The sequence below is a fragment of the Zobellella aerophila genome, assembly GCF_039539325.1.
Classification (GTDB): domain Bacteria; phylum Pseudomonadota; class Gammaproteobacteria; order Enterobacterales; family Aeromonadaceae; genus Oceanimonas; species Oceanimonas aerophila.
Genome location: NZ_BAABCX010000006.1, coordinates 122,795 through 137,999 on the forward strand (window position 1 = coordinate 122,795; position 15,205 = coordinate 137,999).

The window sequence follows — 15,205 nt, forward strand, 5'->3', positions numbered from 1 at the left end:
AACACGCATAGCACTGTGGTCAACAGAAAGCGGGAGAGGACGATCTTTTTCCGATTCTACCCTTGTCTAAGGGGATCAATTTGCGTACAATTCGCGGCCATTGTAGAACAGTTTTAGTGCACGTCCCCAAGAGGGAGTTTAGTGCCATATTTCGGAGTTAAAAACATGTACGCGGTAATCCAAAGCGGCGGAAAACAGCACCGTGTAGCCGAAGGCCAAGTTATTCGTCTGGAGAAACTGGACATAGAAACCGGTGCCTCTGTCGAGTTCGACAAAGTGCTGATGGTTGCCCAAGGTGAAAACGTAACAGTAGGTGTACCTTACGTTGATGGCGGCAAAGTAACGGCTGAAGTCGTTACCCATGGTCGTGGCAAAAAAGTCAAGATCGTTAAGTTCCGTCGTCGTAAGCACTCTCGCAAACAGCAGGGTCACCGTCAGTGGTTCACTGAAGTGAAAATCACTGGTATCAGCGCCTAAGAGGGGAGTTTAGTTCCATGGCACATAAAAAAGCAGGCGGTTCAACTCGTAACGGTCGCGATTCAGAAAGTAAACGTCTCGGCGTTAAGCGTTTCGGCGGTGAGTCTGTCCTGGCGGGCAACATCATCGTGCGTCAGCGTGGCACCAAGTTCCACGCCGGTGACAATGTAGGTTTGGGTAAAGATCACACCCTGTTCGCCAAAGCCGAAGGCAAGGTGAAGTTTGAGGTGAAAGGTCCCAAAAACCGCAAATTCGTCAGCATTGTAGCCGAGTAAGCTGCAGGTAAGACGCAATTAAAAGCCCCGCCAATTGGCGGGGCTTTTGCTTTATGTAAAACCGTGATTCTGGTTGGTTATACTAGGATCAGAATGTAAACGGGAGAAAGGTCGAAATGAAGTTTGTCGATGAAGCTGAGATCAAGGTTCAGGCCGGCGATGGTGGTAACGGTTGTATCGGCTTTCGCCGGGAAAAATATATCCCCAATGGGGGCCCGGACGGCGGTGACGGCGGTGATGGGGGCGATCTGTACCTGCTAGCCGATGAAAACCTGAATACCCTGATCGACTATCACTTTGAGCGTTTTCACCAGGCCGAGCGGGGCGAAAATGGTCGGGGTGCTAACTGCACCGGCAGGCGAGGCAAGGATAAGGTGTTGACGGTGCCGGTCGGTACCCGGGTCCGGGATGAAATGACAGGTGAAATTTTAGGTGACCTGACTCGTCACGGCCAGAAGCTGCTGGTCGCCAAGGGCGGCTTTCATGGCCTGGGTAATACCCGCTTCAAAACCTCGGTGAACCGGGCGCCGCGCAAGAAAACCAACGGTACCCCCGGGGAAGTGCGTAACCTGATACTGGAATTGCTGCTGCTGGCAGATGTGGGGCTGTTGGGGCTGCCCAATGCGGGCAAATCCACTTTCATCCGTTCAGTCTCTGCCGCCAAGCCCAAGGTCGCCGACTATCCCTTTACCACTCTGGTGCCTAACCTGGGCGTGGTGCGCTGTGATGGCCAGCAAAGCTTTGTGATTGCCGACATCCCTGGCCTGATCGAAGGCGCTGCCGACGGCGCCGGCCTGGGGATCCGTTTCCTCAAGCATCTGGAACGTTGCCGGGTATTGCTGCATCTGGTGGATGTATTGCCGGTGGATGGTTCGGATCCGGCCGACAATGCCCAGATCATCATCAATGAGCTGGAAAATTACAGCGAAGCGCTGGCGGACAAGCCCAGGTGGCTGGTATTCAACAAGCTGGATCTGGTGCTGGAAGACGAAGCCGACGAGATTATCGAGCGGGTCGTGACAGCCCTGGAATGGCAAGGTCCGGTGCACAAGATCTGTGCCCTAAGCAAAGAAGGCACCAAGGCGTTGACCCAGGAGTTGATGGCCTTCCTGGAAGAGCATCCCCGTACCGAACAGGAACTGCAGGAAGCCCAGGAACCGGTTAATTTCAAATGGGATGAATACCATCAGACCCAGCTGTCCGAGGTCGATGATGATGAGCTGGATGACGACTGGGATGACGAAGAGGACGATGGCCACGTCATCTACACCCGGGAGTAAGCCATGACAGTGTCGTTAATCGTGGCCATGACCAGGGACAACGTGATCGGCAAGGATAACGCCATGCCCTGGCACCTGCCCGCCGATCTGGCCTACTTTAAACGGACCACTATGGGCAAGCCGGTGGTGATGGGGCGTAATACCTTTGCCTCCATCGGCAGGCCACTGCCCGGTCGGCGTAACGTCATTGTCAGCGGCACCCTGCGCAAGGCGCCGGCGGGCACAGAGGTCGTCACCTCTCCTGCCGAGGCCCTGGCCTTGCTGGCAGCCGAGCCCGAGGTGATGGTGATCGGTGGTGGTCAGTTGTACCGGGCCTTTATGCCTTTGGCTCAGCGGCTATACCTGACCCGCATCGAGGCCAGTCTGGCAGGCGATACCCGTTTCCCGCCGGTCGGTGATGAATGGCGGTTAACCGCGGAGCTGGTACAGCCGGCCGACGAGCGTAATCAATACGAGTGCCGCTTTCAGGTACTGGAGCGTCAGCCGGCATAAGCCGGGCAAGGGGTGGCAAGACGCTCTCCTGTCTCCCAGCACAGCATGGTCAGGGTGCCACCCCAGACGCAACCGGTATCTAGGGCATGGATACCGGTCTGTTCACAGCGACCTTCCAGTGCTGCCCAGTGGCCAAATACCAGGGGTGGATCCTGATAGGCTGCCCTGAATTCAAACCAGGGGCGCAGTTGTTGTGGTGCCGAGGCCAGGGTTGCCTTATTTTCAAAATCCAGCCGACCATCGGGATAACAGAGGCGCATGCGGGTAAAGGCATTGATGCTGTACCGCAGCTGTTCCGTGGTCGACAAGTCCTGCCGCCACAGATCGGGTTGATTGCCATACATCTGCTGCAGCCGCTGTTTATATTGAGGTGACTGCAACTCGGCTTCGGCCATGCGGGCCGATGCCTTGGCCTGGTTCAGATCCCATTGGGGGGGAATACCCGCATGGGTCATCACAAAGCCATGGCTGTCATGCTCGGCCAGCAAGGGCTGATGCCTGAGCCAGTTAAGCAGGTCGGTCTTGTCGGCGGCGTGCAGGATAGCTGTAATGTTATCGCTGGGCTTAGGCTTGCCGATTCCATGGGCGATGGCCAACAGGTGCAGATCGTGATTGCCCAGTACGGTCACCGCCGCATTGCCCAAAGCTATTACCCGTCGCAAACAGCCCAGGGAGTCGGGGCCTCGCGCCACCAGGTCCCCGGTCAGCCAGAGTTGATCCCGGCTGGGATTGAACGCGACCCGGGCCAACAACAGCTCGAGGTCCCTCAGACAACCTTGCAGGTCTCCGACAATATAGGTGGCCATCAGTTGATGATATTGGGCAGAGCCAGGCGAAAGGGATCGATGGGAGCCTGAAATTCCTGACCGTCATCCAAGGTCATGGTATAGCTGCCTTCCATCACGCCGAAGGGGGTTTCCAGGCTGACGCCGCTGGTGTAGGTGTATTGAGCACCTGGCGGGATCAGCGGTTGCTCGCCGACGACGCCACTGCCTTCCACTTCCATGATCTTGCCATTGCCATCGGTGATCACCCAGCGGCGGCCCATCAGTTGTACCCCTTGCGGGCCGGTATTCTTGATGGTGATGGTATAGGCAAACACATAGTGTTGTTCATCGGGCGCGGAGCGTTCGGCCAGATAATGGGGAACCGTAGTAATCTGGATGGCAGTGGGCTCCATGGTTACTCCTTCTGCTGAGCCAGGGCATTGGCCAGGGCTACGTATTGGGCCACACTCAGGTTTTCCGGGCGGAGCGCGGGATCCAATCCTAGCTCGGTCAATTGCTCCGGACGGAATAGATGCTGCAGGCTGTTACGGATGGTCTTACGGCGCTGGCCAAAGGCGTCGGCGGTGACCCGGGACAGGCAGTCGATGCGCTCTGCGGGGAAAGGCGGTTGTTCATAGGGCAGCAGTTTCACCACGGCGGAATCCACCTTGGGGGCCGGCTTGAAGGCCTCGGGTCCGACTTCCAGCACCGGCACCACTTCACAGTAGTACTGCGCCATCACGCTCAGGCGACCGTAGGCCTTGCTGCCGGGCCCGGCCGACAAGCGTTTGACCACTTCTTTCTGCAGCATAAAGTGCATGTCTGCGATCACCGGCGCGAATTCGAACAGGTGGAACATCAGCTGGGTGGAGATGTTGTAGGGCAGGTTACCAAAAACCTTCAGCTTCTTGCCGGGCTCAAGCAGGCTGGCAAAGTCAAATTTCATGGCATCGGCTTGGTGAATCGTCAGCTTGTCCTGCAAAAAGGGATTGGTTGCCAGACGGGCCGCCAGATCTCGGTCCAGCTCGACAACATTCAGTTTTTGCAGCCGATCGCACACCGGGCCGGTCAGGGCGCCGAGGCCCGGGCCTATCTCGACCATGGTGTAGTCATCGCTGGGGGCAATGGCGCCGACTATTTGATCGATAATGTAGTCGTCGTGCAGGAAATTCTGACCAAATCGCTTACGGGCTTTGTGACCCTGGTGAACTTTACTATTCATCGCGTTTTTCTATCATCTCAATGGCTTGATTGACGGCGCACAGCATGCTACCCGCATCGATTTTATCGGTCCCGGCCAGCTCAAGCGCCGTGCCGTGATCCACCGAAGTGCGGATAAACGGCAGCCCCAGGGTAATGTTGACCGCCTTGCCAAAGCCCATATATTTCAACACCGGCAGCCCTTGATCATGGTACATGGCCAGGAAGGCATCGGCGTCTTTCATATATTTTTCCTGGAACAGGGTATCGGATGACAGCGGGCCGATCAGATCCATGCCCTCGGCACGCAGCTCATTCAGGGTGGGGATGATGATATCCAGCTCTTCCCTGCCCAGATGGCCGTCTTCACCCGCATGAGGGTTGAGGCCGCACACATAGATACGGGGCTGGGGGATGGCGAACTTACTTTTCAGCTCGCTGTGCAGTATCCGGGTGATCTTGGTCAGGCGATCCGGGGTGATGGCCTTGGCCACATAGGCCAACGGAATATGGGTGGTGACCTGGGCCACCCGCAGGCCGGGGGTGGCCAGCAGCATGACCACATCGGGGACGTTGGCTTCGTGGGCAAAAAATTCGGTGTGACCGCTGAAGGAGACCCCGGCCTTGTTGATAATGCCCTTGTTGACAGGGCCCGTGACCACTGCATCAAACTCGCCGGACATATTGCCGTCGGAGGCCCGCTTCAGGGTTTCCAGCACATAGAGGCCATTGGCCTCGTCCAGCTGTCCGGGGATGGCGGCTCTGGCCAGGCGGACCGGGGCTATGGTCAGGGTACCGGCGGCCTGGGGCCTGGGTTCCTGTTCCGGGTTATAGGGTAGCAGGAGCAAGGACTTGCCCAAGGCCTGGGCCCGACTCTGTAACAGCTCGGGATCGGCAATCACCACCAGCTCAACGGGCCAGCTATGTTCGGCCAGAGCCAGCATCAGCTCGGGGCCGATGCCGGCGGGTTCGCCGGGTGTTATCGCTATGCGTCTACAAATCACAGTTCACCGTTAGATAAGTTGGCGTCGACAATACGTATATAGGCCTCATCCCTCAGCTCATCCAGCCAGGTCTGAACTTCTTCGTTAAAGCGACGATTAAAAATTAACTGGTATGCCCTTTGCTCAGTGGCTTGTTCCGTTGCATCCAGGACTCGCTTGTCGTCAAGCCGCACCAGGTGCCAGCCATGTTCGGAGCGGAACGGTTCGCTCAACTGTCCGACTTCAAGCCGGTTGACGGTATCGCGAAACGCGCTGACATACATTTCCGGGGCCGCCCAGCCGAGATCACCGCCGTTGATAGCCGAACCGGGATCTTCAGAATACTGCTCGGCCAGGCTGGCCATGGAGGCTTGTCCGGCTCGAATGGACTCGGCAAAGCCGGCCAGCATGGACCGGGCTTTTTCCTCGCTCATGATGATCGACGGCTTGATCAGGATATGCCGGGCCTTGACTTCCACCGCCTGTACCTGCTGGCTGCTGTCTCTTTCGAGGTCAAAGATGGTCAGTATGTGCAGACCGGCACCGGAGCGCATGGGGCCGATGATATCACCCTTGGTGTGGTTCTTCACCGCCTCACTGAACAGGGAGGGCATTTCATTGATGGTCATCATGCCCCAGTCACCCCCCTCCAGGGCCTTGGGGCCGCTGCTGTGGCTGATGGCCAGCTGGCGGAAGTCGGCACCCTGCCGTAGCTGGGTGATCAGACTTTCGGCCTGTGCCTTGACGGTGCGCAGTTGCTCACTCGAGGGCTCGGCGGGCAGAGACAGCAGTATATTACCGACCCGGTAGCGGGTGTTGCTTTGGCCCTGCTCCTTGAGCATTTGTACTACCTGCTTGACTTCCTGATCGGAAACATTGATACGACGGCGGACCTGATTGCGGGCCAGTTCGCTCATCAGGATTTCATTGCGTACCTGGGTACGGAACTGGGCATAGGAAAGCCCCTGGCTGGTCAGACTGTCGCGCAACTGGGCCAGGGTCTTGCCTTCACCCTTGGCAATATTACCGATGGCCTGTTCCAGCTGGGTGTCGGAAATGCGCAACCCAAGGAGTTCGGCCTGCTGCAGCTGCAGGCTTTCCATGATTAACCGTTCGAGAGCCTGTTTACGCAATTTTTGATCGTCGGGCAGGGGCTGACCGGCGGCTATGGCGCTGTGTTTGACCTGGTTGACCAGATTGGTCAGCTCGCTTTCCAGTACCACATCCTGGTTGACCACGGCCACCACCTTGTCCAGCAGCTCAACCGCCTGACTGGTGAAGGTGGCCAGGCCCAGCCCGGCGGCGATGAGCAGTTGTTTACATCTTTTCTTCATGACAGGTCCTGTGCACAGTGAAAATTAGTCATTGAGGTTAAACGGACGGTAATAGGGTAATAACTGGGAACCAGGGCCGAAGTCACCGCTGCCGGTGCCCAGGGAGCTCAGGCCTTTCAGTTCAAAGCGCAGGCCGATACTGGTTTCCTGATTCACCTGGTTGGCGAGCTTGTCCGTTTTTTGCCATTGCTCCCAGGTCAGGCTGATAGCCCAGCAGCAGGAGTCATAGCGCAGTCCTATCAGAGTATCGATATTGCGATTGAGTTCAATATCCCGGTAATAGCCGCCGATCATGCGCCACTGGGGGTCCAGCGGCCAGGAAAAGGTGCCGCCCAGCTGATTCAGATCGTCCTCCAGGCTGGTGTCCTGGAAATAGTCCTGGTTCAGGTGGCGGAAACCTATCTGGGCCAGCTTGCCCTGCTCGTTGTATTCCAGGGTCATGTTGCCGGAGGCCAGCCGCTGTTCGCGGGTATCCTGCTGGGCCGAAGCATGGACAAACCAGTTGCCGTCCAGGTTGACATCGCCTTCAAAGGTCAGGAAGGAGCGCTTGACCTCGCTGGGGGTATCGGTGGGCAGCAGTCCGACCCGGGGGGAGACAAAGTTATAGGTCTGGGCCAGGGCCAGCCGCAGTCGTTCGGTGCCCAGCTGGTCATAGATGCGGCTGGTAAAACCGGCGGTCATCTGGTTGGCATCACTGATCCTGTCCAGGCCGGCAAAGCGCCGTTCGCTGAACAGCTGGTAGTAGTCCTGGCTCATACTGGTAGTGTCATACAGGCCGATATTGTCCTGGTCGGTGTAGGGCACGTAAAGATACTGGAGCTGGGGTTCCAGTGTTTGGGTGAAAGCTTGCTCGAACCATTGGGTTTCACGATCGAACACCAGGTTGCCCCTGACCCGGAACTTGGGCAGCAGGCGATCGACACTGGCATCGAGCCGATCGCTGACAAAGCCACGATCTTGGTAATAGGAAGCCAGGGTGTCGGGTACGTCCTGCTCAAAATGGGTGTAATAGGCACCGGCCTCGGCGGTCAGCAGGCCCCCGGGTTTTTCTATCAGGGAGACGATGACACTGGGCTCTATATGCAGGCGGTTGGCCTCAAACACATCCGGCCGATCATTGTTGAACTGGGACAGTTCCGAGTTCAGGCTGAGATCATACCAGCCGTAGCCCCGATAGCCGGTCAAATCCAGGCTGGGTGCCAGCTGAAAGGGGGCTAGGGTATCGGGCTTGAGGATTTGGTAGTCGCGCACTTCCGCCGTCAGTTGCCAGGCCCGGTCGTAATAGCCTCCCTGGAAGGATTGCAGCAACTGGTCATCGACCAGTACCCCGACCGGCGGGGTAAAATCATCCAGATAGTTGAAGTCACCGCCTGCCACTTTGGTATAGTCGACCCTGGCACGCCAATGATTCTCGGCATCGAAGTGGGCATTGTGTCGCCAGTTAAACAACCAGCGGGAGGTATCTTCCAGTTCGGTGTTGACCAGGCTGTCATCGTTGCCCAGATACTCGCCATAAAGCGTGCCTCTTTGCCCCTCTACGGGCATATAGCGGAACTCCAGCTGACTCATCAGGCCGCGCTCGCTCATATAGCGCGGGGTATAAGTGGCATCATAGTTGGGGGCGATGTTCCAGTAATAAGGCAAGCTGACATCGGTGCCGTTATCGCTGCTGATGTCCAGGGTCGGGTACAGGAAACCACTTTGCCGCTGGTCTTTCACAGGAAACTTGAAGTAGGGAAAGTAAAACACCGGCACTTCCTCGACCCACAGCACTGCATTCCAGGCTTCGCCGAACACCTGATCCTGCTCTACCTTGACTTCGCTGGCGCGCAACTCCCAGACCTCTTCGCCGGGGGGGCAGGTGGTATAGCTGGCACCATCCAGCGCTACCCTATTGGTATTGTCCGTCATCCGCACCTGCTCGGCCCCTCCCCGTCCGGGATTGCCGTGCAGTTGGTAGCGGGCCTGATCCAGTACGGTGTCTTTGCTGTCCAGGTTGGATGTCAGGGTTTGGTTGCTTAGCACGGTAATGCTGCCATCGGAATAACGAATATTACCTTCGGCCAGCACATCCCGGCTTTGTTGATCGAGTTCGGCGTAATCGGCTCGAAAGGTGCGATGGGCCTGCGCAACATTTACCTCACCCCGGTACAGGATCTTGCCATCCTGGGTGGCTTCCAGGTTGTCTGCCGTTACTTCGATGGGGGCTTGGTTGGCATTGGCGGAGGCATCGATACGCTGGGGCACATGGCTAAAGCAACGGCTGAATGAAAAGGGTGTCTCATCTTCTGGTGTTTGCGCCTGAGTTAAAGCGGGAGTCAGGCCGGTAAATAACACAAGGGGAAAGCCGATAATCCGTATTTTCATTTGTTAGCGCTCGCATCCACGGGTCTTGGCGACACCGGTCTGTGTTCCGGGGCTCAGCTTGGTTGAGCTTTTGGTGTCATTACTTTATGGTAGCTGGCTATGATAATGCATTCTTGCCGTCAGCACTATGACCCAGCCTTGCTGCTGTTTTTCTGATCCGGACCCTGCTCATGAATGACACTCTTTTTCTCCTATTTTGGCTTTCCTGCACAGCACCTTCATTGATCGGCTCGGGCCCTGGTTGCCGTGGGCAACGGCATGGTGACTGTGATGCAATGGGATAATGCGATGCTGGCGCGTATTAAAGGCAAGTTGATCGGTTTTTTATTCGGTTTATTGATCGGCAATATTCCCGGTGCCCTGCTGGGGTTATGGCTGGGTCATCTGGTAGATAAAAAACTAGCCAATGCCTGGCAAAGCCAGCAGGGGGCTCAAGCCGAATTCTTGTATGCCACTTTTGCCACCATGGGGCATATCGCCAAGTCAAGTGGTCAGGTGTCGAGCCAGGAAATCCGGCTGGCGGAACACCTGATGGCGCAAATGCGCCTGCAGGGAGAACAAAAAGTGCAGGCGCAGCAGGCGTTCCGGGAAGGCAAGGCGGCGGACTTTCCCTTGCATGACACCTTGCGTCGTTTCCGCCGGCAGGTGAGGGACAGCCGCAACCTGCTGCGTTTTTTCCTGGAGGTCCAGCTGCAGTTGGCGTTTGCCGATGGCGAGCTGCATCCGGCCGAACGACAGATTTTACATACCATCGCCGCCGAACTGGGCTTTTCCGCCGCCGATCTGGAACGCTTGCTGGCCTTTGCCGAGGCGCAGTTGCATATGTTCCGGCAGGGCGGGGGGAAGGCGGGAGCAGGTGCCTATACCCAGGCGCCGGAAGACCGGTTGCGGGATGCCTATCGTATCCTTGAGATAGAGGCGGGGGCCGACGATAATGCGGTCAAGCGCGCCTATCGCCGGCAGATGTCCAAGCATCACCCGGACAAGCTGGTATCCCAGGGCCTGCCCAAGGAGATGATGGAAATGGCCAAGGAAAAGGCCCAGGAAATCCAGCAGGCCTGGGAAACGGTCAAGGCGGTACGCAATATCCGCTGAAAGAGTGTGAATGGGGATTAGGGAGCGGGGACTCACAAATCCCCAATCCCGAGTTCCCGGTTTTTAAACCAGCCGGTTCTGCTCCCGCCCGGCCACAAAGGCCTCTATGTTGTCGATCAACTGGTCGGCCAAACGCTGCATGGCGGCCTGGCTGGCCCAGGCAACGTGGGGGGTGAGGATAAAGTTGGGGTATTGTCGGGCGGCCTTCATCAGCGGATGTTCGGGCGCCGGCGGCTCCTCACTGACCACATCGAAGCCGGCGCCGGCTATCTGCCTCCGGGCGAGGGCGGTGAGCAGGGCATCTTCATCCACCAGGCCGCCGCGGCCGGCATTGATCAGCAGGCTGTGAGGACGCATCAGCTCAAACTCCCGGTGACTTATCAGATGTCGGGTGTCGGCGTTCAGCGGACAATGCAGGCTGATGATATCGGCCCGGGTTAATAATTCATCGAACTCGACCCGACCAGGGCTGGCGGCCTGTCCTTTACGGGCCGCGACCATCACCTGCATCCCCAGCGCCTTGGCCAGCTTTTCCACATCTCGGGCTATGGTGCCGTAGCCGATCAGGCCCAGGATTTGCCCGGCCAGATCCCGGATCGGGTAATCGAAGTAGCAGAATTGTCCCGACGCCTGCCAGCGGCCGGCCTGCACCGATTTATGGTAGGCCAGCAGGTTACGGCTCAGCGCCATGATCAGTGCCAGTACATGCTCGGGTACCGAGTTTCTGGAGTAGTCGCGAATATTACAAACCGCTATCCCCAGCTCCCGGCAAGCTGCCAGATCCACATTATCACTGCCGGTGGCGGCGATGGCGACCAGCCTGAGCCGGGGCAGGGCGGTCAGGAGCTCCCGGGTCAGTTTGATCTTGTTGACGATGGCGATATCGACATCGGCCAGCCGTTGCATTACCTGCTCGGGCAGGGTGTGCCCATACCCTTGCCATTGATGGGCAAAGCCGGGCGGCCGCAAATGGATGCCCGGGGCCAAGGTGTCGGTGTCGAGAAAAGCCAGTTTCATCCTCTATTCCTTCAGTTTTATGTGATCAGGTTTACAGGGCAAAGGGCGCCGGGGCACTGAACTGCAGCCATTGCTTGGTCCTGGGATGCTTGAAGCCCAGCTCGGCGGCATGCAGCTGCAGATGGGGCGCCATCTCCAGGGCGGCGCCTTCGGCGTACAGATTATCGCCCAGGATCGGGTGCCCCATGCTCAGCATATGTACCCGCAGTTGGTGGGAACGACCGGTAATGGGGGTCAGCTCGATCAGGCTGCAGTCGGGCAGCCTGCGCAGGCAGCGCCAGTGGGTCAGGGCCGGCTTACCCTGTTCCAGGTTGACCATATGCCGGGGCCGGTTCGGCCAGTCACAGCAGAGCGGCAAGTCGACACTGCCGCTGTCCTGCTCGGGCTGACCATAGACCCAGGCATAATAGCGCTTGACTGTTTCCCGCTCGCGGAACTGACGGCTCAGCTCCCGGTGGGCCTTGGGATGCAGCGTCATGACGATCACCCCCGAGGTCGCCATATCCAGGCGGTGAACCACCTGCAGGGTCGGGAACACCCTTTGCACCCGCAACGACAGGCTGTCCCAATGCACGCGCTCCCGGCCAGGTACCGTCAGCAAGCCACTGGGCTTGTTGAGCACGATAATGCTGTTGTCCTGATACAGGATCTCGAACTGGGGATCCGTGGGCGGATCATAACGGAGTAAAGCCATAATGCTGCTGGATCCCTGGTTACTGGTGACTGACAACGATAAAACGGATGGCATCCAGTTTTAAGCGGGTGTGGCTCAACAGATTGTCGAGCTCGGTTTGCAGCTCCTGCAGATGAAGCAGTTCACTCTCGCGCACATTGGGGTTGACCCGGCTGAGTTCCTGCAAACGGGACAATTCCTCCCCGATGGATTCCTGCATACGCGTCCGGGCCTGTTCTACCAGCACCTGCATCTGTTGCTCGGCCATGGGCACGGCTGCCTGCAACAGGCCATGGATCACCGTCTGGGAGGCATTGACCAGTTTGCTGGCCAGGTGGCGATTGACCGCGCTGAGCTGGCGATCGAAGGCTTCAAAGGCCACCTTGTCCGCCAGGTTATTGCCGTTTTTGTCCAGCAGTAGGCGGATGGGGGCGGGGGGCAGGAAGCGGTAGAGTTGGGCATGATGGGCCGATTCCGCCACATAGACCAGTTCGACAAACTGGGTCCCCACCGGCAATGCCTTGTTTTTCAGGATTGCCACCGCAGTGGAGCCGATTTCCGAACCCAGTACCAGATCGATGCCGCCACGGATCATCGGATGATCCCAGCTGACAAATTGCAGGTCGTCCCGGCTCAGTGCGGTTTCCCTGTCAAAGGTGATACTGGCGCCGTCATCGGGCAAACCCGGGAAATGGGATACCAGCATCTGTTCGGTGGGGCGCAGCACTATCGCATTCTCTCCCCTGTCGTCTTGATGGACACCTACTTCATCGAACAACTTGATGGCGAAGATGGCCAGCGTCGGATCTTTATCCACATCCGCCAGGGTGGCGGCCAGCCCTTGGTTATGGAGTTCGCCGCTGGAGTTCAGTTCCAACAGGCGATCACGGCCCAGCTCCATCTGGCTGTTCAACTGCCCGGCCAATACCCTGGTTTCGTTAATCAGGGCATCGAGCGCGTCTTGATCCTGGCCGTGCCCGGCAAGAAGGGACAACAATTGCTCGGATACCTGCTGATACACGGGCTGACCGACGGCATTGGGTTTGCTGAAGGCGTCCATGCCCTGGTGATACCAGAGCGTCAGCGCTTGTTGCGCCGTGCCTTCCAGGTAGGGCACATGAATATCGATATTATGCTGCTGGCCGATGCGATCGAGGCGGCCGATACGCTGCTCCAGCAGATCCGGGTTCAACGGCAAGTCGAACAGCACCAGCTGGTGGGCAAACTGGAAGTTACGTCCCTCCGAGCCAATTTCAGAGCAGATCATCACCTGGGCGCCGCCTTCCATCTGGGCAAAGTAGGCGGCGGCCTTGTCCCGCTCCAGCAACGACATGCCTTCGTGGAACACTGTGCCTCTAATACCTTCCTTGGTGCGCAGAATATCTTCCAGCGCCAGGGCCACGCCGGCCTTGGCGGTGATCACCAGGATCTTGTCGTTGCGCTTGGCTTTGGCAAATTCCAGCAACCAGTCCACCCGGCTGTCGAACTGGGTCCAGGCGCTGTCACCGCCTTCAAACTGGCGGTAAATTTCTTCCGGATACAGGGCCTGCAATGCTTGGGCCGAGATATCCTGATGATTGCCCATCAGGTTGGCCACCCGGATGGCGGTCTGGTACTGGGCCGGCAGCGGCAGGCTATACAGGTGCAACTGGCGGGATGGAAAGCCCTTGATCACGTGGCGGGTGTTGCGGAACAGCAACCGGCCGGTACCGTGGCGGTCCAGCAAGCGATTGAGTAGGGCGTGCTTGTCTTCAACACAGCTCAGATCCGCCTGCTCCAGTCCATCGACAAAAGGTGCCAGACGGGCCATTGCCTCCTTACCGAGCGGTTGGTCGGTCAGCAGGTCTTCGGCGGCGCGGGCCAGGGGCTGGTAGGATTCTTCTTCCGCCAGAAAAGCTTCGTAGTCGTAAAAACGCTCCTGATCGAGCAGACGCAGGCGGGCGAAGTGGCTCTCATGACCCTGTTGATCGGGGGTGGCGGTCAGCAGCAGTACCCCGGGAATATGCTCGGCCAGGGCCTCGACCACTTCATAGGCACGGCTGGGTTTGTCTTGATCCCACACCAGGTGATGGGCCTCATCCACCACCAGCAGATCCCAGTTACTGTCCAGCAGTTGCTCGAAGCGCTTACGCTTTTTGGTAATAAAATCCAGGCTGCACAGGATAAGCTGCTCTGTGTCGAAGGGGTTTTCAGCATCGGCAAAAGCTTCGATGCAACGCTCTTCGTCGAACAGGGAGAAATGCAGGTTAAAACGGCGCAGCATTTCTACCAGCCACTGATGGATGAGTGCATCGGGTACCAGGATCAGGATGCGGGAGGCGCGACCCGACAGCCATTGCTGCTGGATAATCATGCCGGCTTCTATGGTTTTGCCCAGACCCACTTCGTCGGCCAGTAGTACCCGGGGGGCATAACGGCTGCCCACTTCACGGGCAATATGCAGCTGGTGAGGGATCAGGCTGATCCGGCCACTGGCTAGGCCCCGTAGGGGTGAACGACGCTGATTAAACTGATGCGTAAGTGCCTGATAGCGCAGGTTGAAACGGCCGATTTTATCTATTTGTCCGGCAAACAGCCGTTCCTGGGGTTTGTTCAGTTTAATAAAGTGATTGAGAAAGGTTTCTTTCAGTGTGCCGGGCTCTTCCGTATCCAGGCGTATGCCATGGTAGGTCAGCAGCCCGTGTTCCTCTGTTACCGACTCGACCTGCAGTTCCCAGTCCTCATGGCTGCTGATGGTATCGCCCGGATTAAACATCACCCGGGTCACGGGGGCATCATCCTTGGCGTACATGCGGTTTTCACCGCAGGCAGGAAATAGCATGGTAACCATGCGCACATCGATCGCGACTATGGTTCCCAGCCCCAGATCGGTTTCTGTATCGCTAATCCAGCGCTGGCCGAGGGCAAAAGGCATTCAATTCTCCAAGCTGCAGAGGGGGGATAAAAAAGGGGCGCTATCTTACCTTAAGGCACCCTAGGCTGCATCCGGCAATCGGTGCTGTCAGTAAATGATTGTCATCCCGGATGAACAACTCTCTTTAGCCTAGATAAAAACGGTAGTGAACAGCCGTAAAAAACGTCGATTGATTTAAAAGTGAGCGAACGGTTTTTTCTTTGCAAAAAGCCCTTGCGCAAAAATCGCGGCTCCCTATAATGCGCATCCACTGACACGGGGCAAGCCGCTCACGGTCACAAGGGTTGAAACAAAACGAAATAAAGTTTGCTTCAGCGCTTGACGAATTAAA

15 protein-coding genes are annotated in these 15,205 nt (G+C 57.6%); 5 read left to right on the plus strand and 10 right to left on the minus strand.

From position 1 onward, the window contains the following. The first annotated feature begins 165 nt into the window (after positions 1-165). From rplU to folA, 4 genes are all read left to right on the plus strand, one after another. Positions 166-477, plus strand: a complete 312-nt coding sequence (rplU, locus tag ABD806_RS16295; RefSeq protein WP_344959848.1) for a 50S ribosomal protein L21 — start codon at positions 166-168, stop codon at positions 475-477. A gap of 17 nt (positions 478-494) precedes the next feature. Beyond that, on the plus strand, positions 495-752 hold the full coding sequence (gene rpmA, locus ABD806_RS16300; RefSeq protein ID WP_344959849.1) for a 50S ribosomal protein L27: 258 nt from the start codon (positions 495-497) through the stop codon (positions 750-752). A gap of 116 nt (positions 753-868) precedes the next feature. Beyond that, positions 869-2,032, plus strand: coding sequence for an Obg family GTPase CgtA (gene cgtA, locus ABD806_RS16305; protein ID WP_344959850.1), 1,164 nt, complete (start codon positions 869-871; stop codon positions 2,030-2,032). Positions 2,033-2,035: 3 nt separating this feature from the next. Further along, positions 2,036-2,524, plus strand: coding sequence for a type 3 dihydrofolate reductase (folA, locus tag ABD806_RS16310; protein ID WP_344959851.1), 489 nt, complete (start codon positions 2,036-2,038; stop codon positions 2,522-2,524). Here folA and ABD806_RS16315 read toward each other — a convergent pair. The 6 genes from ABD806_RS16315 to lptD are packed head-to-tail and all read right to left on the minus strand — an operon-like array spanning position 2,512 to position 9,175. Next, positions 2,512-3,330 carry a symmetrical bis(5'-nucleosyl)-tetraphosphatase gene (locus ABD806_RS16315; RefSeq protein ID WP_344959852.1) on the minus strand — a complete coding sequence of 273 codons (819 nt, stop codon included), beginning with the start codon at positions 3,328-3,330 and terminating at the stop codon, positions 2,512-2,514. The two genes, folA and ABD806_RS16315, sit on opposite strands and share 13 nt — an antisense overlap. Next, on the minus strand, positions 3,330-3,704 hold the full coding sequence (apaG, locus tag ABD806_RS16320) for a Co2+/Mg2+ efflux protein ApaG (RefSeq protein WP_344959853.1): 375 nt from the start codon (positions 3,702-3,704) through the stop codon (positions 3,330-3,332). The genes ABD806_RS16315 and apaG overlap by 1 nt, the downstream gene beginning before the upstream one ends. 2 nt (positions 3,705-3,706) lie before the next feature. After that, positions 3,707-4,513 (minus strand): 16S rRNA (adenine(1518)-N(6)/adenine(1519)-N(6))-dimethyltransferase RsmA, encoded by an 807-nt coding sequence (rsmA, locus tag ABD806_RS16325; protein ID WP_344959854.1) that lies wholly within the window; start codon positions 4,511-4,513, stop codon positions 3,707-3,709. Then, positions 4,506-5,495: a 4-hydroxythreonine-4-phosphate dehydrogenase PdxA gene (gene pdxA, locus ABD806_RS16330; protein WP_344959855.1), complete on the minus strand. Its 990-nt coding sequence runs from the start codon at positions 5,493-5,495 to the stop codon at positions 4,506-4,508. Before pdxA ends, rsmA begins: the two co-directional genes overlap by 8 nt. Beyond that, on the minus strand, positions 5,492-6,808 hold the full coding sequence (gene surA, locus ABD806_RS16335) for a peptidylprolyl isomerase SurA (RefSeq protein WP_344959856.1): 1,317 nt from the start codon (positions 6,806-6,808) through the stop codon (positions 5,492-5,494). Before surA ends, pdxA begins: the two co-directional genes overlap by 4 nt. 24 nt (positions 6,809-6,832) lie before the next feature. Continuing rightward, positions 6,833-9,175 (minus strand): LPS assembly protein LptD, encoded by a 2,343-nt coding sequence (gene lptD, locus ABD806_RS16340; RefSeq protein WP_344959857.1) that lies wholly within the window; start codon positions 9,173-9,175, stop codon positions 6,833-6,835. 270 nt (positions 9,176-9,445) lie between these two features. Between lptD and djlA the strand changes: the two genes are divergently transcribed. Beyond that, positions 9,446-10,270, plus strand: coding sequence for a co-chaperone DjlA (gene djlA / locus ABD806_RS16345; RefSeq protein WP_344959858.1), 825 nt, complete (start codon positions 9,446-9,448; stop codon positions 10,268-10,270). A gap of 63 nt (positions 10,271-10,333) precedes the next feature. Here djlA and ABD806_RS16350 read toward each other — a convergent pair whose 3' ends face one another. From ABD806_RS16350 to ABD806_RS16365, 4 genes are all read right to left on the minus strand, one after another. After that, positions 10,334-11,287, minus strand: coding sequence for a D-2-hydroxyacid dehydrogenase (locus ABD806_RS16350; RefSeq protein ID WP_344959859.1), 954 nt, complete (start codon positions 11,285-11,287; stop codon positions 10,334-10,336). A 31-nt stretch (positions 11,288-11,318) separates the two neighbouring features. Further along, entirely contained in the window at positions 11,319-11,981 is a 663-nt protein-coding gene (locus ABD806_RS16355) for an RluA family pseudouridine synthase (RefSeq protein ID WP_344959860.1), read from the minus strand. 19 nt (positions 11,982-12,000) lie between these two features. After that, positions 12,001-14,874: an RNA polymerase-associated protein RapA gene (gene rapA, locus ABD806_RS16360; RefSeq protein WP_344959862.1), complete on the minus strand. Its 2,874-nt coding sequence runs from the start codon at positions 14,872-14,874 to the stop codon at positions 12,001-12,003. A 124-nt stretch (positions 14,875-14,998) separates the two neighbouring features. After that, positions 14,999-15,205 (minus strand): hypothetical protein (locus ABD806_RS16365; protein WP_344959863.1); only part of this gene is annotated, 207 nt, incomplete at its 5' end.

Coding starts and splice junctions, on each gene's coding strand:
- rplU (WP_344959848.1), top strand. CDS start 166: ATGTACGCGGTAATCCAAAGCGGCGGAAAACAGCACCGTGTAGCCGAA.
- rpmA (WP_344959849.1), top strand. CDS start 495: ATGGCACATAAAAAAGCAGGCGGTTCAACTCGTAACGGTCGCGATTCA.
- cgtA (WP_344959850.1), top strand. CDS start 869: ATGAAGTTTGTCGATGAAGCTGAGATCAAGGTTCAGGCCGGCGATGGT.
- folA (WP_344959851.1), top strand. CDS start 2,036: ATGACAGTGTCGTTAATCGTGGCCATGACCAGGGACAACGTGATCGGC.
- ABD806_RS16315 (WP_344959852.1), bottom strand. CDS start 3,330: ATGGCCACCTATATTGTCGGAGACCTGCAAGGTTGTCTGAGGGACCTC.
- apaG (WP_344959853.1), bottom strand. CDS start 3,704: ATGGAGCCCACTGCCATCCAGATTACTACGGTTCCCCATTATCTGGCC.
- rsmA (WP_344959854.1), bottom strand. CDS start 4,513: ATGAATAGTAAAGTTCACCAGGGTCACAAAGCCCGTAAGCGATTTGGT.
- surA (WP_344959856.1), bottom strand. CDS start 6,808: ATGAAGAAAAGATGTAAACAACTGCTCATCGCCGCCGGGCTGGGCCTG.
- lptD (WP_344959857.1), bottom strand. CDS start 9,175: ATGAAAATACGGATTATCGGCTTTCCCCTTGTGTTATTTACCGGCCTG.
- djlA (WP_344959858.1), top strand. CDS start 9,446: ATGCAATGGGATAATGCGATGCTGGCGCGTATTAAAGGCAAGTTGATC.
- ABD806_RS16350 (WP_344959859.1), bottom strand. CDS start 11,287: ATGAAACTGGCTTTTCTCGACACCGACACCTTGGCCCCGGGCATCCAT.
- ABD806_RS16355 (WP_344959860.1), bottom strand. CDS start 11,981: ATGGCTTTACTCCGTTATGATCCGCCCACGGATCCCCAGTTCGAGATC.
- rapA (WP_344959862.1), bottom strand. CDS start 14,874: ATGCCTTTTGCCCTCGGCCAGCGCTGGATTAGCGATACAGAAACCGAT.